The following is a 22,189-nucleotide window of genomic DNA, read 5'->3' as shown; positions in this document are numbered from 1 at the left end:
GTCATTCAACAATATCATCAAAGACCTTAGTTAAATGCAGGTTCTTCATACCAGAAGAACCTGACAAGCGGTTACTCTTCGCTAAAAAGATCGCCACCGTGCATATCAATCATTTCTAAAGCTTTACCGCCACCACGAGCCACACAAGTAAGTGGATCTTCAGCGATAACAACTGGAATACCAGTTTCTTCAGTAAGTAGACGATCAAGATCTTTCAATAAGGCACCACCACCGGTGAGTACCATACCGTTTTCTGAGATATCAGAAGCAAGTTCAGGAGGACATTGTTCAAGAGCAACCATGACGGCAGAAACAATACCTGTTAGCGGCTCTTGCAGTGCTTCAAGAATTTCATTTGAATTAAGCGTAAAGCTACGAGGCACACCTTCAGCAAGGTTACGACCACGCACTTCAATTTCTTGCACTTCATCGCCAGGGTATGCAGAACCAATTTCGTGTTTGATTTTTTCTGCTGTTGCTTCACCAATTAAGCTGCCGTAGTTACGACGTACATAATTAATGATCGCCTCATCAAAACGGTCACCACCGATACGAACAGAAGATGAATAAACAACACCATTCAATGAGATAACAGCAACTTCAGTCGTACCACCACCGATATCGACCACCATTGAACCTGTTGGTTCAGATACACGAAGGCCTGCACCAATTGCAGCTGCCATCGGTTCATCAATTAAATAAACTTCACGAGCGCCAGCACCCAGTGCTGATTCACGAATCGCGCGGCGCTCAACTTGGGTTGAACCACAAGGAACACAAACCAAAACACGTGGGCTTGGTTTTAATACGCTGTTGTCATGTACCTGACGGATAAAATGCTGCAGCATTTTTTCTGTCACGTAAAAATCGGCAATAACGCCGTCTTTCATCGGACGAATTGCGGAAATATTTCCTGGCGTACGACCCAGCATTTGTTTTGCAGCATGACCTACAGCTGCAACTGTTTTTCCACCGCGACCTTTGTCTTGGCGAATCGCAACCACTGAGGGTTCATCAAGAACAATACCTTGTCCTTTTACATAAATAAGTGTGTTGGCAGTACCTAAATCGATAGATAGGTCATTTGAAAACATGCCACGAAGTTTTTTGAACATATTCTTCGCTCGTCCTGCAAGAATTAAGAAGATAAAAAATTGCTCTAAATGTACCAACGCCTTGCGATCACAGCAAGGCATTGGTGCATAAACATAGAGCGAAACGGGTAATTTCTAACAAATTCCTAACTTCCATCCCGAAAATAAGCTCGGGCATCAGTTATTCATTCGCGCTTCACCTCGGTAGATCACACGGTCATTGCCGCGAAAAATACCAAACGTGACAACAGCAGAAGGATCTTCATCCCCAACCCCACGCCAATTATATTGTAGCCATGGTTGATTAAGGTAAGTGCTTCCGCAGTCAATATCTGCTGATGATGTGGTTTGAGGAGACACCGTTGAACTATCATCCAAACGAATCCAAAAACGCACTTTTTCTCTCAAATCGGTATCGCTATCAGGCAGTACTTTTACCACGGAGCTTTGTCCGTTAGTGACAGCCACCGCTGCCGAAGCACCACTCAACGTTGAACTTGATGACTGAACAGTATTTTGCCAAATCGTCTGTTTACAGAGTCCATCGCCAGCGGTAGAGAACACCGAGCCTGAATCTTCGGTATTCACAACAAATTGACTTCCATTCCAATACTGGGTTTTCAGTGGGACACTTAAAGTGGACTCAGAGTTCCCTCCCACATCCGATAATACCATCCGACCATAGCGGAAATCGGGCTGAGTTGGAAATGCTTTATTAGTACTATCGAGAATTTGGTTAGTATAACGCGCCAAAGATTTATCGGTGAAATCAACGTTATCAATGCTATCTGTCACCTCTAGCCCAAACCCCGAAGTAAAAGGACCATCTGGAGATGTTGTATAAGGTGAACTTACCGTTTCATTTTTTAATAATGTAAATGAACGAGTGACTGATAACGCAGCCCCACTCCAGCTTGTGGTATCCCCCCAATAGTGTTCATCATAATCGGCGACCCGCGCTCCGTTATTTTCATTACCAGCATTTGTGTTAACCGCCACTAATTTTATATTGGCAATTAAGCTTGCCCCAAAGTCGCCATAATTGGTCGTCGCCCCACCCGACATATTTTGTGCTTCTACATTAAAACTATAGCTAATGGGTTGGTTCATATAAGCAAATTCATCTAAATTATTCGCATATGTCCAACTATTCGACGTAATGGTTAGATAGGCGGGATAAAAACGTCCAATATTTCGATAGCCTGTCTGAATTGTTTGTCCGAGGTAACTACTTTGAGTGTTCGCTTGTATCTGTAATACCCCGACTTCACTCCAAGTTAAGCCACTAAAATCATAGTAACTATTACTTGTGCCATCAGTATTCAGTAGTGTAACTGACGTATCTCCGTCGCCATCTTTTAACACTCCGGAAGCGCCGCCACTGGGTTCGGCAACATCATGATCTAAGTTCACTGTTGCGGCCAATTGAGTGTGGGTTGAGAAAAAGTTTTGTGTCACTGGAGAAGCGCAATAGTTCGTTGTTTCTATCGCCCCAGACACACTGCCGTTAGAAACCCACCGAATAGGCTTAATATGTAGAGCGAAACTTGCTCCTGCTGCTTTAAAACCTTCACTGGTTGCATCGGTGATATTGCCATTCATGGCATCACCATCAGATGGACAAACCGCAAATGTCCATGGCCGTGAATAGACCGTAAAGCTTCCTTGTAAAGTCCCATTGCCTTTGATAGGGCAGTCACTACTATAAGAAGAGCAGTTAAATTTTGAATCGGTTAAGGTCACCGTTTTTACACCAGAATCTTCCATCGTCAGCGTTGCGGTCGCAGTCCCAGAAGAGAATGCAAGATCACTCATAGTCAACTGCCCAACCCCACTCGTTGGGGCCACCCAGTCTGATGAGTAAGAAGGGGTATTGGTATAGCTAACATCAATAACACCACCACTATCATCACAAGCTTGGACGGATATCGGCACCGATTGAGGTTTATTCGCAATTACATACTGATCATCAACATCAAAGGTATAAGGAACAAAATGGTAGGTTCCCGAGACAGTCTGAGAAGTATCAGTTTGCGTTGAAAGATAAGTCGATAAAGTCACATCATCAGCTTGGCTAGAGGAAAGATTAACCACTAGTTTACCAGTGCTATCAGGCTGATACACACCACCACTGCCACTTCCTGTCGTCACCGACAAATTACTGTAAGGAGAAACGTGTATAGTTCCAGCAAAATCTGTCGCCGCATTACCGTCGTCATCAAACACCTGAAATACCACTTCCTGAACCTTACAAATTAAAGAATAATCTTCAGCAGGTTCAATAGTTAATGAATATTGAGTCTGATCATTAGAAATGGCACATTGAGCTTCACCATTTAAGGCAATAATCTTTGAGTTATCGGCCATCAGTAAATAATTAGCGGTAACAGCCCCCTGAACCACCATTGATTGACTCAACGTAACATTTTCAGCTAACAAATACCCCTTGAAGGTATTCCCTTGTAAAGCATAGGTCGCTCTGGGGCCATAAATAACTGGATAAGCAAAACCATCGGTAGACTCACCAACGTAGTTAAAGTTTACATTACCGTAAAGAAGGAAATCCCCCGCAGCAAAGGAAAGTGAATCGGTCCCTGAGATATTAATCCAGACATTACTACCAAATGTCATTGTCGCCGCATCATCAGAGTAAAAAGTTTGGAAATTAACTTCTGTATCTGAGTCAAAATAAAGATCCGTTTTCCCTAAAAATTCAAAATGCTCAATGTTAATCCCATCGGTAAAGTGCACAATAAGTGTCTTACCACCATTACTTAAACCCGAAATAGTTAAATTCTGAACATCTTTTTTAATGTAAATGGCAACGGTCGTACTGGACAGATTTTGGTAATAACACAAACCAGTGGTAGCTGAAGAGGACGAGCAAACACGATCATAGCGAGTAAAATCAAATAACCCATTAGTTATAGTGAGATTTTGATTACTCGTATATGACGCACTCACTAACGGGGGGGATGGTATTTTCCGTTCATCAATGCGCCCATCTCCATCACCTGGATAACAGCTCACGCCATCGCATAAATCAACGCTTGGAGCACCATAAGTATCCTGAACGCGATCCTGTGGCACATCATCAAACCCAACCCACACTGCATCCCATAGCACACTGGGATTACTGACATAATAAAGTTGTACCGCGTTCTTTTGTTTATAAGCATCCGACCAGCCGTTAATTTCAATCGTTGAGCTACGTACATCTAGTGTACTATTGGAAAAATAGCTATATTCAGATGTACCTTGCGTGATCCAACTTTGCGCTGGCTCAGGGAATAAATCACACAACGCTGGGCGCTGTTCTATCATTGGTGGCGCAACATTCGTCACATCACAGCCAAGGTTTTGTATGGTGGTACCGACGCTATAAATTTCCAGTGAAGTAGAAAGCAGACCATATAAATTAACGATTTGCTGATTGTAAATTTCCCACACTTTGCCGACTAATCGGTAATAGGTTAGAGTGCCGCTATTCGATAAATCGCCACTCGCACGATACTCAAGCCAAATCCGATAATTTTGCCCAATCTGCATCGTTCCATCATAAATTTCAGCATAAGTCGTTGAACTGTTGGTCCATATATTATCGGGAATAATATCTAATAGAGTTAAACTTTTTAATACGCCTACCGTCTCATTTAATTGAGCATTCGTGATATTAAATGAAATGGCAAAATCTCGATCAGAGCGTAATGCAGAACATTCAGAAAAACTGAGAGCAAAGCTGGCTGAGCTGTAAAGCAGGCTTAATAATACCGCCAACCAAACGCTAGGGAGACATTTACTCACTGGCTACTCCTTAATCCAAACATCCTGAACCCGTTGAACTTGGAAATTTCCACTACCACAAGTTACCGTCGTTTCTATTCGATAGTAGGTCGTACTGTTGATCGACAACGTGCCTTCATTGGCGCAAGTTGATGTCCATTGGCAATTGGGAATACTTGCCATAACATCCGCCCCCGCAGATGAATTTGCATTCCATGTACTACATGCACTGGCAACATCGCTTGACGTATTAAGCGGATACATCGTGGTTAGTGCACGTTCATTGATAGAATGAGCGGCATACCATGCTTTATTACCAATCAACTCTCGAGAAATAGAATCTTGATTTGACCACTCCATTCGGGTTAATGCCGATGCAAGTAAGCCCATCACTATAATGACAAATATAGCAACGATATAAAGATTGCCACTCTGTTTCTTTATCTTAGGGGACATTGAGCACCTGCACATCCTGTTCAAAATGGCTCTGTTCACCGTTTTGGGCAAATGTCAGAGAGATTCTAACGACTCCGCCTCGATGTAAGGTTGGCGCTTCATAACTCATCCTGCCACTACTAATACTGTCTCCAACCTGTACGTTATTACGAGTAATTGCATTGGTAGTGAGATTTAAGCAGTATTCAACTGAATTTTGGTAAAGGTAAGCACGATCAGCAATAGAAGTACTCTGCAAAACATGATTGGCGGTTAAACTCAGCGTGGTACCAGAACCCGATAAGGAAAAGTAGATTGAATTATCAGTAAAATCTGACTGACGACTAGGATTAATAATCAGAGACAAACCATCATAACTGCTGGGCGCATCACCAACGATAAACTGCAGTGTTTGCGACTGCTCATTGATGCCATAAAAGCCAGCATATTTAATGGGATAAAAAGAGACACACTGCCCATTAGCATTATCTGTTACCGCGATACTATTTGGCACAGCATGGCGAATTTCTCTGGCTATTTTCTCTAAGACAAACTGGGCTTGAGTTTGAATACGCTGACGAGCTACTGTGTCTGTATATCCCTTTGCCCCCAACTCCAAAAAACCCGCGATGCCAAGAACGAGTATGGATCCTATGATTATCGTCATGATCATCTCGATCAGGGTAAATCCACGCCTACGCATCAATAATTCCCCCGAAAAGCAATAACGGAGTATTGGCCATATTGACCGGTATCGATACTCAAAGAGATCCGTTTAAGCTCCGTAATCGCAGTCGTGGTTGAACCAGAACTATCAATGTAGCTCACCGCTATTTTTACCGTAAAGTGGGCATAGAGTTGGCTGTTCGATAGATCAAGTAACGTACTCAGTTGGCCTGAAACAGGGGTTGTGCCGCAATCACTGGCATTATCACTCCACCAGCAACCGATGTAATCATCCACATCATCATAGTCCGCGACAGTTTCACCGCTATCCGAGCCCAAATTAGCAGTAGTGGTACAGGTTGTAGCACTGCCTGTTAAATCATTTTCACCACAGCGATAATCACTGCCAGAATTGTCACTATTTTCATCAAAAGAACGAGCCAGAATACGGTTCATCAAACTCTGCTCTAGATTGGCAGCGCGTATTTGATAATGAGGAATAGCGGAACGTTGTACTTTAGGATAAAGAAAGCTAGTTAGAGTTAGCATGGCAAAGCCAATCAGTACCATAGCAATAATGCTTTCTATCAAGGTGAAACCCAAAAGGCGCCGCATATTAGCACCCTCCTTGATGAACATATCCTTGTTCATTAATGCACACTTGAGTCGTATTACCATTGGATTGAATGGTGATGGTGACACCTGATGAGGCGCTGCCCAACGGATTACCTAACAGATCGAAGGCGATAGTATTCATTGCCGGAGAGGAATAAAAATTCACTCCCGATTCTTGCACACGATCACTGCGTAATTCATCATTACTCGCACTGCATCCAGTGACCGAACCGACGCAATCACTGGTAATGGTTAATACGTAATGAGAGTTACTGACAGGATTGACCAAATTCGATTGCATACGACTTATCTGGACTTGGCGAATTACTGAGATGGCTTGCTCTTGAGCGGTATAAGCAGAAAAACTACTAGAACCAATTAATCGGCTGTAAGCAACAACCGAAATAATTGAAACTAGTAACATTACGACAATGAGCTCTACTAAAGTAAACCCCAGGAAAGCCCTTTTAATCATAGTTTTTACTACACAGTAATACTAACAGCCTGAATCAACTACGGTTGTCGTAGGTGCTGCAGAACTAGTAGCGTTAACATACTGAACATAACAACTCGTACCAGAAATTGTTGTAACAGTCGTATTCGTTGTGTTTGAGAATGTTGCAAAAAAACCTGTAGAATCTGAGTCAAAAGTCCAATCTGTTGATAAACCATTCACAGCAGCACCTATACCAGCAGACGTTGCAGCTGGATATCCCCAAATAACAGAGATACCACTATCTAAGTTCTGAGCTGTACCACTTGAATCTTTACCTTCAACCGCAGCCTTACCATAAACAATCCCAGCAGCTCCATCCATAGCCCCTTTCAGACCTTGCAATGCTGATTTTTTCGCATCATCTTGCAGATTTAAAAACTTAGGTGCTGCTGTTACCGCCAAAATGCCGAGGATAACAATGACGACCACCAATTCGATTAAAGTAAAACCACCTTGTCTTTTCATAACTTTCTCACTACGTACCATTGATTAAAATTCGCCAACTACTGCAATGTGACCGTCACTTGTCCTGTTGCCAATTCGTACACGAATTGATGTGCAGTGCTGCCTTCTTGCTGAACGTATGTGCATGTATTGGCTGCATTGTCTGCTTGAGCTGAATACTGTACATCCGAGTCATTGCCTGCCGCTGTTGTTGTCCCAACCTTGGGTGGGTTCTGTAACAAATTTTCCATTAATAAAATACAAGCACTATCCGTTAAAGAGGTAGGATAACGATTACCTGAATTAACAGACAGCGGGTACCCATCTCGAAAACCGGTACTGTTTCCCGAGCTATCCGTTGCACGAGTTAGCCAGAAATCCACACCATCATAATTGACTGAGTTATACCCCTGACCACCAATAGTCACTTGAGGCCTAGCCTCAGCTTCCCACTGTGCTCTGGCTGAAAGAACCGCCGTAGCATATCCCCCAGCGACACCTTCAATGCTCGCTTTTTTAGCTTCATCGGTAACATCTAAAAATTTGGGTAAAGCGGCAACAGCAAGCAAGCCGATAACGACGATGACAACTACTAGCTCTATAAGTGAAAATCCTGTTTCTGACTCTTTTTTAGCCACCCCAAGACCCCTTATTGAAAATGCTTCCGCGCGACCATAACTGGGTGAAGACACACTGAGTACATCATTGTGTGGAATCAAAAAGAACCAAAAACCGCTTCCCGGACAGTATGACCTTTACTTCATATAAAGAAGTATAATGATAAATGCAATTATAGCCGTCAGAGCTACTCACACTTTCAACATTTGGTTCAATATTGAGAATCTTACGCTTGGGAAATACCGTGCTAAGCACTCGTTCACAATCTGCGTTTGAGCCTTTTTTAGGGTATACCCAACCGTCTTTTGATAACTCAATAATTTCCTTATCGATTTTAAGCGTAGAAGGTTGTTGGCGAAGTATCCAGATTTGTTTGATACGATTTGCACGATCCAACATATTTTTTGTTGCCAGTGTAAATACCGCGTGATCAGCCGCTTCCTCCACTTTAAGAAAGTGGTGAATAAATGCAGATACCAGTATCACGATCACAGCAGCCCAAAGCACAAAACGTAAGCGTGCCTCCATGTTAGCCCCCTTTGATCGCGTCCAACATGCCCCACATGGGTAAAAAGATCCCTAACGCCAACACCAATACCATACCTGCAACAATAACCAACAAAATAGGTTCGATACGAGCCGTTAAGGTTTTTAAATCGTAATCCACTTCACGATCATAAAAATCAGACACTTCCATTAATAATTCATCAATACGGCCCGTTTCTTCTCCCACTACAATCATTTGTAGAACAAGGGGAGTAAAAATTTTTGTATTACTTGCTGTCTGGGATACGCTACTGCCCGACTCGATTGCCGCCTTCATTTCCAATAGGCGATTTTCGAGGAACTTGTTTTGTAACGCTTCAGCAGAGAGGGCTAAAGATTGATTGAGTGGAACGCCTGCTTGAAGCATCAATGAAAAGGTCCGAGAAAAACGCGATAATTGCGCTCGATTGACAATACCGCCGACAATCGGAATACGTAGACGATACTTATCCCATGTTTCTCGCCCGGCATCAGTATTTACCCACGCTCGAAAAGCGAATATCAAACCCACTAACGTACCTAACATGAACATCCAGTAGTTAACAAAAAAGTCGGACATAGCGATTAATATGCGGGTTGGTAAAGGTAAATCGACGCCAAAACGCGAAAACATCTTGGTAAATTGAGGAATAACTTTGACGTTAAGAACAAACATAGCAATCATGATAAAACTGATCACAAACATCGGGTATCGCATTGCTGTTTTGATTCGCTTACGAGTTTCTACCTCTTGTTCATAGTAATGGGCTAACTGTAATAAAGCCTTGTCTAGCCGACCCGTATTTTCTCCAACATGAATCATTGAAATAAACAGTGAACTGAAAACATGAGGATGCATCTGCATTGATGCAGAAAGACTACGACCATTCGTGAGTTCCCCCCCAACATCTTCCAATGCCTGTTTCAGTTGTTTATTGGGGCAATTCTGCGTCAGACCACGCATAGAACGTAAAAGAGGAACCCCCGCTTTAGTTAAGCTGTAAAGCTGCCGACAAAATATCACCAACACTTCTAGAGGAACGTTAGGTACCAATAAATCACGCCAATCACTGACGCCAAAAGACACTTTGGTCGCACCTTTTCCTTGGGTAATTGAGGTGGGAATAATCCCTCGATTCATCAGTCCATCAGCGGCTAATTCTTCAGTCGGAGCGTCAATACTGCCAGAAGTTTTACTGCCATCTAATTGTCGACCTTGGTATCGATAAGTTGGCATTGCGCCTCCCTATAAGTAGATAGGTTGCACCGAGCCCGATGCGTCCCCTTCTCCGAGCGCCATTACTTCGTCTAAACTCGTAACACCCTGTAAAGCAAGTTCTAATGCCGAAACCAGCAACGGTTTATAAGTCGTGGATTTTCTGGCTGATTTACCAAACCCGACAGCGTCATTCGCACGTAAAGCGTCCATCATATGCTCTTCTAACTCCAGCATTTCAAACACCCCAACTCGCCCGCTGTAACCCGTCATATTACAGTTTTGGCAACCGTTACCTTGCATAAACTGAGCATCAACTTGATTGGGAAAGCGTTGTTCAAGCCACTGCTTTTGATAGTCATCTAAGACGATAGGTTTACCACAATCTGGGCAGACTTTACGTACCAACCGCTGAGCCACCACCGCACGCACAGCACTGGCCACCAAATAGCCGGGAGCCCCCATATCAATCATGCGTAACGCACTATCTACCGCATCATTGGTATGCAGGGTACTTAGAACTAAGTGCCCAGTTAGAGCGGCACGCAAACCTATTTCTACCGTTTCTTGATCGCGCATTTCCCCAATCAATATGATGTCTGGGTCTTGGCGCAAAAAAGTGCGGAGCAGGGTCGAAAAATCCAAGTTGATCTTAGGATTGACCTGGACTTGGTTAATACGAGAGATGCGGTATTCAACAGGATCTTCGGCGGTAATGATCTTCTTTCCTGCTTCATTTAATTCCGTTAATGCCCCGTAAAGCGTGGTCGTTTTCCCTGAGCCTGTTGGTCCCGTTACTAAAATCATGCCATGTGGACGATGTAGTTGGCGCCTTAAACGTTCCAAAAGATCATCAGGAAGTCCCGATTCATCCAATGCTCGAACACCTGCCGTTTGGTTGAGCAAACGCATAACGACAGATTCACCATATTGCACAGGCATTGTGGACATACGAATATCAACGGACTGACCTTTTACATTGATGTGAAATCGACCATCTTGTGGCAGCCGTTTCTCTGAAATATCGAGGTTAGCCATCAACTTCAAACGTAAAACCAGAGCAGGAGCAATATTAGCTTCATTTAACAAGGTTTCATGCAGTATGCCATCAACACGCTGACGTAACCGTAGTACGTTTGCATCAGGTTCAATATGTATATCCGACGCACCAACTTGAATCGCATCTTCAAATAAAGAATTGATTAACTTAACGACGGTAACATCGTCGGAGTCGGCTAATGTATCCGCCGATAAATCAAACACATCGCCCACTTGGTGCTCAGCTTGTAATTGCTCGGCAAAGTTAGCAATATCTTTGGTGCGGCGATAATAGCGATCAAAACCAGAAACGAGTTGTTTTTCCGGAGCGATAACAAATTCAAAACTGTACTGTGGCAGTTGATTTAACAACGCTTCTTGAGCAAATAAATCGGCAGGATCGCTCATCGCTATACGTAACTGAGTTCCATTTTGTCCGATCACCAAAGCACGTAAACGGCGCGCATGAACTTCAGGTAATAACTGCACAGCATCAACATCAACATTGGCACTATTTAGATCGATTAAGGGAATATTCAATTGCTGAGAGAGGAAACTCAGCATTTGTTTCTCAGTTAAAAATCCGAGTTCAATTAGAGTATCACCCAGTTTGCGACCCGTATTTTTTTGCGCAACCAGTGCTTGTTCTATTTGATGTTCAGAGACAATTCCCTCTTCGATCAACAAATCCCCTAACCGCTTTCTCAGTTTAATTTGCATGAGATGCGCCTCCCTGACTTTGAGCTAATATATTCAACCTATCTTGAATAAAAGCCATAGAACGAGAGGAAACCCCCACTTTGCTTAAAGCTTGCTGATAAGACAGCTTGGCATCTTGTAGCTTTGCTGACCGCTCTTGCTGAATGGCTAACCCGAGCCACCAGCGCGCATTGTTAGGATCTTTAGCCACCAACATTTGATAACTTTCTAGCGCCATCGTATTTAACTGGTTTTTTTGTGCTAATGCTGCACGCAAAGAAAGATACTCAATCGACGCCCCCTCGCTCACTGGCGATAACGGCGTTAAAGCTGCTCGCATTTGTTTCTCTTTGATCAACATACGAGACAAGGCAATACGCAACCGTTCTCCGTCGTGATCCATTTCAATCCCGGTTTGCAGTAAATCAAATGCCCGGCGTACATCATTTTTTCCGTAATACAATGCCGCAAGTTTTTGCCGCAATAACTCATCTTTTGGAGTGTAACGTAACGCCTCGGCATATCCTGCAACGGCCCCATCAAAATCATTACTGTCTAGTGACTTTTGTGCTCTCGCTTCAGCGGCTTGAGCTAACTGCTCTGGCGTTAGCTCTACTTGTTCGATCGTCACTTGAGGAGATTGCTCTATGGTCGTTGTCTTAGTGATAACAGGCGTTGCAGGTGTATCAGAAACTAACTTATGAGTCACAGGATCCGATGAGGGAGAGGTTGTTAACTCTTCTGTCTCAGGTGATGTTTGAGCAGCATGAGTATGCGGTGCGTAGACAGCTGTAGTGGTGACAACCGATTTCTGAGTTGGACCTGGAGAAACGGTCGATTCTTGCTCTTTTTCCAAGACAGGAGATGATTGTGCATAACTCGCTGTCATGTCCTCACGTGTACTCTTATTTTGCGCAGACACCGCCCAGCCCCCTAATGCTAAGCTAAGGCAGAATCCGGCCAATACCCATACCCAAGCAGGACGTGACTTTATTGGAGTCACCGTGACTTGCTCAATATCTTCAATGGCAGAGTCTTGTGCTTTCGCTAGCTGAGATAACGCTTGATTGATAGTACTCATTAATGACTCCATCCCCATAAAAACGGGGCTCTGAAACGCGGTTTACAAGTATCAAATGTGTCGTTAATAGCCAAAAACAGATGTTGATTAGAGACCACATTCTCCTGCGCATTAAAAGCCAGTAATAACGCTTTATGACAGATCTGGTTAATTAATCTTGGAATACCTTTACTGGCTCGCCATACCGCTTTTTTTTGCTGGAAATTAAATAGAGATAATTCTCCACCTGATTTCGTTAAACGGCTGTCGATATAAGCCACAGTTTCAGACACATCAAGTGCTCTAAGCTGGGCCGTAAAAGTAATGCGTTGACGGAACTGCCGCAGATGATGCTGCTCTAACCGCCGATCTAACTCAGGCTGCCCAAGCAAAACAATTTGTAGCAACTTAGTCTGCTCTGTTTCTAAGTTACCAAATAAGCGTAGCACCTCTAGCGCATCATCGGGTAGAGCTTGTGCTTCATCAACAATGGCAACCACTTGTTTTTGTTGTTGATGTAAATGTATGAGGCGCAGCTGAATGTCCGAAACTATCGATTCATCCGTAAAGCCATCTAACTGTAGCTCAGAGCCAATAGCACGGCGTAACTCTGCACCCGATAACGCAGGATTAGGTAAGTAAATCAGTTCAAAATCTTGAGATAAGTGCGTAAGCAGCATCCGGCATACCATGGTTTTGCCCGTGCCCACCTCACCTGTTACTTTGATCACCCCCTCGCCCATTTTTAAAGCTGAAGCGACAGTTTGTATTGCTTCATAATGAGGAGGGAGCCCTAAAAAAAGTTCAGTATTAGGGGTTAAATGGAATGGGTACTGATTAAAGTGAAAGTGATTTAAATACATAACACTTACTTCGCATCAGGAACCCATTGTTGAAGCATATCTCGTGAACGTTCTAGTTCTTTCTGCCAAGTATTCACTCCAACCACGGTTGGTTTCAGTAAAATAACCAGTTCTGTTTTTTCCGTAACATTCGATTTGCTACGAAATAAGTGGCCTAATCCTGGAATATCACCTAATAATGGCACTTTGGTGGTTTTATTGGTGGTATTTGTTTTCATGAGTCCACCAATGACGACTACATCTCCATCTTTGGCCCGAATCACTGAATCTGACTCACGAATAGAACTTTTTGCCAATGGTAATTCTATTTGTTGATCTTGGTAAGTGATGACTTTCGAATCTTCTTCTACATCAATAACGGCAGGATGAACATGCAGCATTACATTGCCTTTGTCATCAATTTGCGGAGTAACATCGAGAGAGATACCTGAGAAGAAAGGTGTCAGTTCAATATCAGGTGCAGCTTCAGAATCATCCCCATCACCAACTTCACTGGTAAGGTCAGTCACGTAATATTCATCTGTACCGACTTTTATCACTGCTTTCTGATTATTCGAAGCGGTAATCCTAGGGCTGGATAGCACATTAATATCCCCCTGAGTCGCCATAAAACTCAAGACACCAGAAAAACTGCCATCAGAAATAGATAGGCTAGTCGCCCCTCCGAGCAAATTACCAATGGTATCCATGCCTGGCAGAGAAGTATCGCCATCGACACCGTAAGTCACTTTACTGTTGCCAAAGGACAAATTAGACCAATTGATACCTTGTTGATAACTGTCATTGAGCGTGACTTCCAACACTTTTGCTTCCAAGATAACTTGGCGATGAAGGCGTTTTTCTGAAACCCCGAGAAAACGACGAATTTCACGAATCTGTTCAGGATAAGCTCGAACTGTAATGACACCGGCTTGCGGGGAAACCACGACACTCTGACCTCGACCAGAACCAATTAACTGAGTAATCGCTGTTTGTAATTGCCCCCAGAAATCGCTTTGGCTAGTCGTTTCTATTTCGGTGCCACCACTTAAAGAGGAGCTACTATTGCTGCCTGAATTGTCGGTATCGTTTCCTGAACTCAACAATGAACTTGTTGAACTGGATGACGAGCTTGATGAAGAATTTGAGCTAGAACTCGAACTCGATCCATTGGTTGTAATCGTCCCAGTATTTATGGCGGTTAAAGACCGTCCTGATCGCTTAAATTGTAAATAATCAACAGGTAAAGTGACTGTACGCAACCCCGCAGGATAGATCTGGATGACCTTGCCAATTTTATCGATTTCATAACCATAAAGATCACGCACCACATTAAGAACATCATCCAAGGTCACGTCAGAGAGATTAACCGTAATTTTTCCAGAGACATCAGGGTGTATCGCCACACTGTAATCGGTGCCCTTCACCAGACTGGTAAAAAAGGCTTTAGCCTCAACACCATCTGTTTTTATACGAAATCTTTTGAGCTGTTTAGGTTCAGCAACCTCGAGCTGAGATTGTCCAGGCATTAAATCTGCTTCAACAGAATCGGGTAAGGTAGCTAATCGCTGATCTTTACTATCCGCGACAGCTGTATTGAGAGCCTGCTTTATCTCTACCGGATCTCGATGTCCCATTGAGCATCCAAGTAAACTACAGACCATGGCTCCGATAATCAATTTACGCATGCGCTACCCATACCTTATTGCTTTATATCTTGAGAGTATAATTCAAGTGTCCATTGTTGCTTTCCCCGAGCGATAACAACTTTTGACGACTCGATTTGTCTCACTCGATAACCATCAATATCATCTCCAGATGACACAACTTCTCCGCCAATAACCGCAGAGCATTGTGTCGTACAAATAATACTATCCAGCTTGGGCAGTGGCTTTTTGACCACTTTTTGCTGCTGTTGTGGCTGCATCCATGCCAGTGGCTTGGTTGGATCAGATTCCGCCCATGCCTGAGTAACAAGTATTAAGAAAAAAATTCCGACCATACTGCTGAATTTAGCCACCGATAAACTCCTCTCGCGAACCTATCGTATATACCACGAGTATTAATCTAGCTTGAGGATAGTCTTCCACTGTATATTTCAAACTATGCCAGTAGTACTTAACGGGTAAGCTTTCCAGGGCAGATAAATAACTTTGGATAGCGAAGTATTGACCCGTCAGTTCAATTCTTACCGGATGAATGTAGTAATTGTTATCCGCTTTATTCGTTCCAACTGGCTTGGCAGGCAATGATGTTAGGCTCACTAAATTAAGTTTTTTGCCATTCGCTAAAACACTTTCTAACAGCTTTGCCATCTGTGACGGCGAAACCATGCCATCGATCACTTGAGAAATCGTCATTGATAATTGCTGACTTTGCTGCTGCAAACTATCAAATTGTTTATCAACTTCAATATCAGGATTAGCCGATAACTGTTTTTGCAGAAGATTTATCTCACTCACCAACCCTCGATTAACTCTAGTCGCCTCGGCTATTCTTTGCTCTATCAACTTGTTTTTTTGGAAAAGAGGATCAATGAGAACCGTTTGAATCAACAAGCAGATGACCACGAGACCACTGAGCACAATCAGCACTTTTTCTCGCATGGATCGATTAGCAAAATGCTCACTGAGAACTAGCCAGCGCTCTTTCATCATTTAGACTCCTGCTTATGCTTGGTCCTCAACTCAAACGTGACAATCCCTTTCTCATTACGTGCTATCTGCATTTTTTCAAACGCTCTACCCACCAAATGTAACTCTTGCTTAAACTCAGCAATCCAAGCGGGAACCGCCTCCGCATTACGAGCAAAACCCTTGATATTTAGTTGATTGTTATCTATTTCAATTTCCGATAACGAAATGTTTTTATTAGACAGTTTTGCCAAACCAGCCATAACACCGGAATAGCCTATTTGCTTAGATTTCTCAATCGTATCAACAGCACCAATCGACGCCTTTTTGGATTCAATCTCTTTCTTCAGCCGACTGATTGCCGCCAGCTTTTCAGGAGATGGTTGATGGCTGACGGCTTCTTTCTTTAACGTATCCCTTTCACTTTTTAACTGGGTTTCAGTTTGCTGAGTAATTTTTAATTCCTTCTCCAGTGAAACACCATGGAAATACTCAAAGGCAAATATGCACAGGAATACAGCCGCAATGGCCGCCCACCCAATTCCCACATTAGCTAAGGTAAAATAGTTTTTTTCTGGCTTAAGATGATCTTGATAAAGGTTGATCGAATCAACAGAGAGCCGATCGACGGCCAAAGCCAGTACCTGCCCGGCCCACTCAGTTTCGGAATTTAATAACGACGACTTAACACTTAATCTCTCATTTAAAGCCTTAACCACTTCTTCGTTATCTTCTTCGTCACAACACACTTTAAGTAAATGAAGCGGCATTCCTTTCATTTGTGACGAAAGGTAGTCTACAGATCGTTGCAACTCTAAAGCTAAGCCATCCAATTGCAAAACAGATGCAGAGCGACCAGTAATAGGAGAGGTGATACCGCGCAAGGTACGCTGAAAAATACACTGCTGTTTAAAAAAGGCTTCAAGTTTGAAATCACCACCAGCACTCTTTTGCAGTAACAGGAAGTTAGCGGTTTCACCACCACTGAGCGCCCATACTTCTTGCTCTGGAATAATTCGTCCTAGCTCGCAATCAATAGTTTCTAACTGAGCACTAAGTTCCAGAACTAACTTTTTACTCATTACATAGGACTGAACTTTGCTTTTGTCTGGCAATTCATGAGCATCAGCAACAACCTCGGTCACTTTGTCGCGAATAAGATCTTTTAAAAGAAAGGGTAATGCGGAGGGCCATTCACTAGCGGGGATAGCTGGTTTATCAATTTGATAGCTCTGATACAAACGAGAATGAAGGATAACATCGACAGTTGCTCCTTTTACTCCTGCCGTCATCAGTGCATTAACTAAAGTAGGAGCAACTTCTTTTTCGTCTAGTGGGTAACGCTCTGGTAGAGAAACATTTGCATGACTGGAAAAATACAAAGCACTAGGCTGAACAACCGCATAAATGGGCGGTTTTTTTTCAGTCCGGAAAGAGAACTTAAATTTATTTTTCCAATCTTCAAATTTTATCATTACTTCGTTCGCCACCTATTCCTTCGCCCAGGTTTAACTAATGATTCCATTTTCCGTTTCTTCAGTTTGCCTGGAATCAGCGGACGTTCTTCGTCAAATAAACGTCCTTGAACACCATTTACCCCGAGCGTCTGTAACATTTTCCATTCTGATTCTTCTTCGACCCCAACCGCTATCACTTTCGTCTCACTTCCGCTACATACGCCAAGCATACTGCGAACGAATAGCTGATTTTCGTGACGTTGATCGATACGCTTAATCAAACTACGGTGCAACTTGATAAAGTCGACTTTGATATCTTTTAAGTAATGGGTACTCACAATTGTTCGGCCAGCCTGCCCTACTACTACTTTGTATCCGAGACCAGAAATCATGCGCAAGACAGGACGCATATAATCTAAATGCTGAACTAAGTGCCCTTCCGAAAACTCAAACGATAATCTACGTCGCATATCAAGAGGAAGTTGCATTAGTTCAAATTTAAACCACCGAACATAACGTCGATCAGCAAATGGAAGTACATGTAAATTTAAAGAATAGTGGTCTTTTGATGAGTTGTGTTGTAAAAATTCTAATATCCGAGAAAAAACTGACCGATCCATAAACGGTTCATATCCAACCATTTCTAATGCTGCACTGAAACGAGAAGCTTTGATCACTCCTTGCTGCGGATCGTCAATTCGAGAGAAAACTTCACGATGTTCCACATGTAGGTCCCCATTATCGGTCAGTACATAACAAGGTTGTTGATATAACAAGATATTATTGGGTTTCAATGCTTCATCAAATAAAGTGCGCCACCGCACACTGCCCCGCTCATCTTGCGGCTTAGACAATTTCTTAAATCGACTCCAAGAATTGATACCTTGTAATTGGGCATTTTTAAGTGCCGTTTCCACTTCATTAATGATTCTGCCACGACGCTCACCTTCGGTATACATAGTGACGCCAATATGAAACCAATTATCTTTATCGAGTGGAGAAGGCGGTGTAATACGCTCAACCAATTTGAGACATTGCGATGCGGCATATGCCACATCCTTGGATGCCTGGTGGGGAAGAAAAACAGCAAAAATAGACTCGTAATAACGGGACAGTATGACATCAGGATAGCGCGATAATACATTTGATAAACATTGCCCAACATCAACGATTAAGTTATTCACACTTTGTTTGTCATTTTCTTCTTTCGCGGCTTCAATTTCATCGATGCGCAACATTATCACGCCACCGTGAGCACCACTTTCCTGCAACGTAGCTTCCAGCTTATTATCAAATAAAACCCGATTCGCTGCTCCTGTTAGCTGATCCAGAAAAGTCTGACTGCGAATAAAGGTATCGAAACGACTACGCTCTTGGCGAGCATCTTGTAGTTCTTCAATCAACAAATCGAGAGCTTCACTTGCCGTATATGGCCATTCGCGCTCATCACCTTTGGCAAATCGTTCAACCTGACCCGCGAGGATCATCCGACCGCGCTCTTCTAATAACTCCGACCCCATAAGCTGTTCTTTGAGCCATTTCACCCCTTGCACTAAGCAAAATACAATAAATGCAACAGCAAGAGTGATCGACCACATCGCCCCCATGGAATAACTGTACCCATTATAGGGAGGCACCACTTTGAACTTAACGTGATATCCATTGTGCCGTTTTAGTGGCAACGTTTGCTGATACAAACGTTCAGGTGACACTTTATTAGAGGTATCTTTAAAGCGATAAATCACTCCCGCTTTTGACGAAAGCTCCATTTCAACGATATTACTAGCTTGCAGCATTTGTGGCATCCAACGCTGCATCGAATAGACTTCATCAGGATCATCCATCTCCTTATCAAGGACATCGACCATGCCTTCTAGATAATGATTAAGATACTCTTGGCCTAACCGCTGGAAAGAATACGTCCCACCAACAAATAAGATAAACATGGCACTGATCACGATGATTGTGACAAACGCAACGAGACGTGTACTCAACTTGAGCGTTGGGGTATACCTCATGAAAATGGAATTCCTTTTCTGTACATTTGTGAAGAGGTGAACTGAGTCTGCTGAAGAAAGAATGAGGTAAGTATATAAAAAAACCGCTATTTTAGCGGCTTTTTTATAATTTTAAGTCTTCACCCCGTGACAAATGATGAAAAACTCACCAATTTATATACTCGAGCAACCTCAAGATGCTGTTCTTGCGAGAATGCATTAATCAATAATCGCTTTAAATGAACAAGATTGAAGAAAAAGCAAATGCTCTCTTAATAAAGGATCATGCGCATAAATATATAAGCCATTGATCGCTCTAGTCATCAGCACATTAATACTGTTTAACATGATTTGTCGTTTAATCTGCTCAGCATTATCACGTTGACCTAATCCATTAAACGCAGCTTTATCTTCATACTTCAAAGGATCAATCAACAGGCGTTGCGCGATCGGATCCCATGTAACAGAAGGCCCTAAGATGAGCCCAACATAATTGAGATCAAACCCTTGAATTGTATAGACTGAGCCGACTTCTTCAATCGTATCTGGACGCTCTGCCCACGGATCTTTTGCTTGAGGCTTTGCTCGATCCCAACGTAATTTAAAGCGCCCTTCCTCTATAAAATAATCGTTACCATCTAGTCGATAAGGGTAATCATAGGTCGCCAACATCCTAGACAAACCATCATGTTGATTATGATTCTTAACTTGCTCATACATTTCTTGAGCGTCAGAGAAGATTTTGAGTGTAAAACCACCGTCCTGAACATTGGGTAACGGTAAAACGTTCCTTTGGCAAAATTGTTCAATCCACGTTTGATGAACCATCGACGTATTCATGCGAAACTGTTTTGTTAATCGATAAGTATCAAATGAATCATTGCCAACAACCTTCTCTAATACATTAATATCCCACCAACTCTTTGCTTTTAGAACCTGCTTCTCATCAAAGATAACCACAACCAAACGAGCAAGATTTAAAATCTCTTCCAAATGGTTATCCTGAGCAAAATGGTTATAGCGATCAGGACTTGTCAGCAATAAATGAGCTTCATCCACCAGCACAATATCCGCTTTTTGTCCTGTTTTGTGCATGCGATTAATGAATGTCGTTGGCCGTTCATAATCTTTCTTTTTTAACAGAGCAACAGACTCAGTAGCATTTCTATACGCTTTAAGCATTTCAGGATGGTTCACCAAAAGATAATTATCAGAACCAAACAAAGGATGTTGCTTGTTTTGACGAGCATAGGTTTGTAAATCTAAAAATAACCTATTAAGAAATACACTTTTCCCCGTGCCTGCATCGCCGTGAATAATAAAACAGCCATGATTTTTCGCTTTATTATTAATTAAAAATTTTTCAACAACAGTTTTTAACTCCTTCTGTTCATCTAATAAATCTTTATCAGGAGATAATTTAAATGTGGAAGAGTTTTTAATCGAAAATGACATATAAATCACTTTATCTAGTAGTTAACTTACTTAAATAACATAAGAAACTATTAATAATTTATCTAAGTAGAAAACTAATATCTATTGATGGTAAAAATACTTAATGTAAACAGATTGCACTACTGATTCAGTAAGACTTTTGGTATTTACGGCAAAAACAAGGTGTTAAATTTTGTGTTTAATTCGATAATTTTTGTGTTTTAAACACTGGCAATACATTGAAAATAAATAAAAAATAAATCAAAAAACACACTTTTATAACACTTTATAATCTTGTTTAAAGTCTGAACAATTTTTATAATGCTGGATAGTTTTTAGGAGAAAATATTACTTTTCGCTTAATTAGATAAACTAAGAACTATCTATTACTTTATATTTTTACTACAAAACGGTGTGATGTACTCGTACTATTTTTGAGAAAATTTGTGTTTGATAGATTTAAAATTAATAAATTTACTACAGTAAAAACGACTCAGACTTTCACATTGTTATTAGTAATTCCTTTTACTTTTTTGGTTTATTTATATGCAAGAAACAGTTCGTGAAATTTTATCCGAAAGTGGATTCTCCTATTCTATAGAAACTTATGAATATAACCCCCAAGGCTCTGCTATCGGGGTTCAAGCAGCTAAATCTATGGGGCAAGCGGAAACCAATGTGGCTAAAACACTCATTATTGAAGTAGACAAGAAACACCCGGTCTGCGCTGTACTTCCCGCACATAAAAAAACGAATATGGAAGCAATAGCGGCGCTAATTGACGGTAAAAAAGCTCGCATGATGAATGCGGAAAAGTCGACCCAAATGACAGGCTTTCAGTCTGGTGGTACGAGTCCTCTAGGCGTATTTAAGCTCATGCCTGTTTTTATCGCTCAAGAGCTTGAGCAAATTACATCTATGTACGTCAATGCTGGTGGGCGAGGCGTTGTGGTAAAAATAGCCCCTCAACATCTGGCTCAGATTACAAGTGCAAAGTTTGTAGATATTTCAATTTAGTAACCATTATCGTTATTGTACGTTTAGCATCGTTGTAGCTATGAACCACAGGAAAATAATTAATTATTTTACAAACACTTACCTTAATGTTCTACATAAAAAGAAACTAAACAATAACAA

Annotated in this window: 20 protein-coding genes; 1 reads left to right on the top strand and 19 read right to left on the bottom strand. The window is 42.1% G+C overall.

Going from position 1 to position 22,189, the window contains the following annotated elements; translation table 11 throughout:
- Positions 1–71: 71 nt before the first annotated feature.
- The 19 genes from I1A42_RS12610 to I1A42_RS12520 all read right to left on the bottom strand — a co-directional run bounded on the left by I1A42_RS12610 (position 72) and on the right by I1A42_RS12520 (position 21,073).
- The gene (locus I1A42_RS12610) at positions 72–1,115 is read right to left on the bottom strand and encodes a rod shape-determining protein (protein ID WP_161154020.1); all 1,044 of its coding nucleotides are present in this window, start codon (positions 1,113–1,115) and stop codon (positions 72–74) included.
- A gap of 156 nt (positions 1,116–1,271) precedes the next feature.
- A complete protein-coding gene (locus I1A42_RS12605; protein WP_196123652.1) occupies positions 1,272–4,898 on the bottom strand; it encodes a DUF6701 domain-containing protein in 3,627 nt (1,208 codons plus the stop codon).
- Positions 4,899–4,901: 3 nt separating this feature from the next.
- The gene (locus I1A42_RS12600; protein WP_196123651.1) at positions 4,902–5,333 is read right to left on the bottom strand and encodes an MSHA biogenesis protein MshP; all 432 of its coding nucleotides are present in this window, start codon (positions 5,331–5,333) and stop codon (positions 4,902–4,904) included.
- Entirely contained in the window at positions 5,323–6,015 is a 693-nt protein-coding gene (locus I1A42_RS12595; RefSeq protein ID WP_196123650.1) for a PilW family protein, read from the bottom strand. Before I1A42_RS12595 ends, I1A42_RS12600 begins: the two co-directional genes overlap by 11 nt.
- Positions 6,015–6,593: a type IV pilus modification PilV family protein gene (locus tag I1A42_RS12590; RefSeq protein WP_196123649.1), complete on the bottom strand. Its 579-nt coding sequence runs from the start codon at positions 6,591–6,593 to the stop codon at positions 6,015–6,017. Before I1A42_RS12590 ends, I1A42_RS12595 begins: the two co-directional genes overlap by 1 nt.
- A 1-nt stretch (position 6,594) precedes the next feature.
- Positions 6,595–7,068 (bottom strand): type II secretion system protein, encoded by a 474-nt coding sequence (locus tag I1A42_RS12585; protein ID WP_196123648.1) that lies wholly within the window; start codon positions 7,066–7,068, stop codon positions 6,595–6,597.
- A 21-nt stretch (positions 7,069–7,089) separates the two neighbouring features.
- Entirely contained in the window at positions 7,090–7,554 is a 465-nt protein-coding gene (locus I1A42_RS12580; protein ID WP_196123647.1) for a type II secretion system protein, read from the bottom strand.
- A gap of 38 nt (positions 7,555–7,592) precedes the next feature.
- The gene (locus I1A42_RS12575) at positions 7,593–8,171 is read right to left on the bottom strand and encodes a prepilin-type N-terminal cleavage/methylation domain-containing protein (RefSeq protein WP_196123646.1); all 579 of its coding nucleotides are present in this window, start codon (positions 8,169–8,171) and stop codon (positions 7,593–7,595) included.
- 64 nt (positions 8,172–8,235) lie between these two features.
- Positions 8,236–8,679 (bottom strand): hypothetical protein, encoded by a 444-nt coding sequence (locus I1A42_RS12570; protein ID WP_196123645.1) that lies wholly within the window; start codon positions 8,677–8,679, stop codon positions 8,236–8,238.
- A gap of 1 nt (position 8,680) precedes the next feature.
- Positions 8,681–9,913 (bottom strand): type II secretion system F family protein, encoded by a 1,233-nt coding sequence (locus tag I1A42_RS12565; protein ID WP_196123644.1) that lies wholly within the window; start codon positions 9,911–9,913, stop codon positions 8,681–8,683.
- Positions 9,914–9,922: 9 nt separating this feature from the next.
- Positions 9,923–11,650, bottom strand: a complete 1,728-nt coding sequence (locus I1A42_RS12560; protein WP_196123643.1) for a GspE/PulE family protein — start codon at positions 11,648–11,650, stop codon at positions 9,923–9,925.
- Complete coding sequence (locus I1A42_RS12555; RefSeq protein ID WP_196123642.1) at positions 11,640–12,710, bottom strand: tetratricopeptide repeat protein; 1,071 nt, start codon at positions 12,708–12,710, stop codon at positions 11,640–11,642. Before I1A42_RS12555 ends, I1A42_RS12560 begins: the two co-directional genes overlap by 11 nt.
- Positions 12,710–13,552 carry an ExeA family protein gene (locus I1A42_RS12550; RefSeq protein WP_196123641.1) on the bottom strand — a complete coding sequence of 281 codons (843 nt, stop codon included), beginning with the start codon at positions 13,550–13,552 and terminating at the stop codon, positions 12,710–12,712. Before I1A42_RS12550 ends, I1A42_RS12555 begins: the two co-directional genes overlap by 1 nt.
- A 5-nt stretch (positions 13,553–13,557) precedes the next feature.
- Complete coding sequence (gene mshL / locus I1A42_RS12545) at positions 13,558–15,219, bottom strand: pilus (MSHA type) biogenesis protein MshL (protein WP_196123640.1); 1,662 nt, start codon at positions 15,217–15,219, stop codon at positions 13,558–13,560.
- Between the two features lie 14 nt (positions 15,220–15,233).
- Positions 15,234–15,551 (bottom strand): MSHA biogenesis protein MshK, encoded by a 318-nt coding sequence (locus tag I1A42_RS12540; protein ID WP_329604822.1) that lies wholly within the window; start codon positions 15,549–15,551, stop codon positions 15,234–15,236.
- Positions 15,544–16,185 carry a type 4a pilus biogenesis protein PilO gene (gene pilO, locus I1A42_RS12535; protein WP_196123838.1) on the bottom strand — a complete coding sequence of 214 codons (642 nt, stop codon included), beginning with the start codon at positions 16,183–16,185 and terminating at the stop codon, positions 15,544–15,546. Before pilO ends, I1A42_RS12540 begins: the two co-directional genes overlap by 8 nt.
- A complete protein-coding gene (locus tag I1A42_RS12530) occupies positions 16,185–17,654 on the bottom strand; it encodes a PilN domain-containing protein (protein WP_329604821.1) in 1,470 nt (489 codons plus the stop codon). The genes pilO and I1A42_RS12530 overlap by 1 nt, the downstream gene beginning before the upstream one ends.
- Positions 17,639–19,639, bottom strand: coding sequence for an RNase E specificity factor CsrD (gene csrD, locus I1A42_RS12525; RefSeq protein WP_161154034.1), 2,001 nt, complete (start codon positions 19,637–19,639; stop codon positions 17,639–17,641). The genes I1A42_RS12530 and csrD overlap by 16 nt, the downstream gene beginning before the upstream one ends.
- Positions 19,640–19,837: 198 nt before the next feature.
- Positions 19,838–21,073, bottom strand: a complete 1,236-nt coding sequence (locus tag I1A42_RS12520) for a DUF2075 domain-containing protein (protein WP_196123639.1) — start codon at positions 21,071–21,073, stop codon at positions 19,838–19,840.
- A 525-nt stretch (positions 21,074–21,598) separates the two neighbouring features.
- On the opposite strand from I1A42_RS12520, the gene I1A42_RS12515 reads away from it, so the two are divergent.
- Entirely contained in the window at positions 21,599–22,069 is a 471-nt protein-coding gene (locus I1A42_RS12515) for a YbaK/EbsC family protein (protein ID WP_161158386.1), read from the top strand.
- Positions 22,070–22,189: the final 120 nt, after the last annotated feature.

The organism is Vibrio nitrifigilis (assembly GCF_015686695.1).
Lineage (GTDB): Bacteria > Pseudomonadota > Gammaproteobacteria > Enterobacterales > Vibrionaceae > Vibrio > Vibrio nitrifigilis.
This window is presented reverse-complemented; position numbering and strand designations above follow the sequence as displayed.

Coding starts and splice junctions, on each gene's coding strand:
- I1A42_RS12610 (WP_161154020.1), bottom strand. CDS start 1,115: ATGTTCAAAAAACTTCGTGGCATGTTTTCAAATGACCTATCTATCGAT.
- I1A42_RS12600 (WP_196123651.1), bottom strand. CDS start 5,333: ATGTCCCCTAAGATAAAGAAACAGAGTGGCAATCTTTATATCGTTGCT.
- I1A42_RS12595 (WP_196123650.1), bottom strand. CDS start 6,015: ATGCGTAGGCGTGGATTTACCCTGATCGAGATGATCATGACGATAATC.
- I1A42_RS12590 (WP_196123649.1), bottom strand. CDS start 6,593: ATGCGGCGCCTTTTGGGTTTCACCTTGATAGAAAGCATTATTGCTATG.
- I1A42_RS12585 (WP_196123648.1), bottom strand. CDS start 7,068: ATGATTAAAAGGGCTTTCCTGGGGTTTACTTTAGTAGAGCTCATTGTC.
- I1A42_RS12580 (WP_196123647.1), bottom strand. CDS start 7,554: ATGAAAAGACAAGGTGGTTTTACTTTAATCGAATTGGTGGTCGTCATT.
- I1A42_RS12570 (WP_196123645.1), bottom strand. CDS start 8,679: ATGGAGGCACGCTTACGTTTTGTGCTTTGGGCTGCTGTGATCGTGATA.
- I1A42_RS12565 (WP_196123644.1), bottom strand. CDS start 9,913: ATGCCAACTTATCGATACCAAGGTCGACAATTAGATGGCAGTAAAACT.
- I1A42_RS12560 (WP_196123643.1), bottom strand. CDS start 11,650: ATGCAAATTAAACTGAGAAAGCGGTTAGGGGATTTGTTGATCGAAGAG.
- I1A42_RS12555 (WP_196123642.1), bottom strand. CDS start 12,710: ATGAGTACTATCAATCAAGCGTTATCTCAGCTAGCGAAAGCACAAGAC.
- I1A42_RS12550 (WP_196123641.1), bottom strand. CDS start 13,552: ATGTATTTAAATCACTTTCACTTTAATCAGTACCCATTCCATTTAACC.
- mshL (WP_196123640.1), bottom strand. CDS start 15,219: ATGCGTAAATTGATTATCGGAGCCATGGTCTGTAGTTTACTTGGATGC.
- pilO (WP_196123838.1), bottom strand. CDS start 16,185: ATGAAAGAGCGCTGGCTAGTTCTCAGTGAGCATTTTGCTAATCGATCC.
- csrD (WP_161154034.1), bottom strand. CDS start 19,639: ATGAGGTATACCCCAACGCTCAAGTTGAGTACACGTCTCGTTGCGTTT.
- I1A42_RS12520 (WP_196123639.1), bottom strand. CDS start 21,073: ATGTCATTTTCGATTAAAAACTCTTCCACATTTAAATTATCTCCTGAT.
- I1A42_RS12515 (WP_161158386.1), top strand. CDS start 21,599: ATGCAAGAAACAGTTCGTGAAATTTTATCCGAAAGTGGATTCTCCTAT.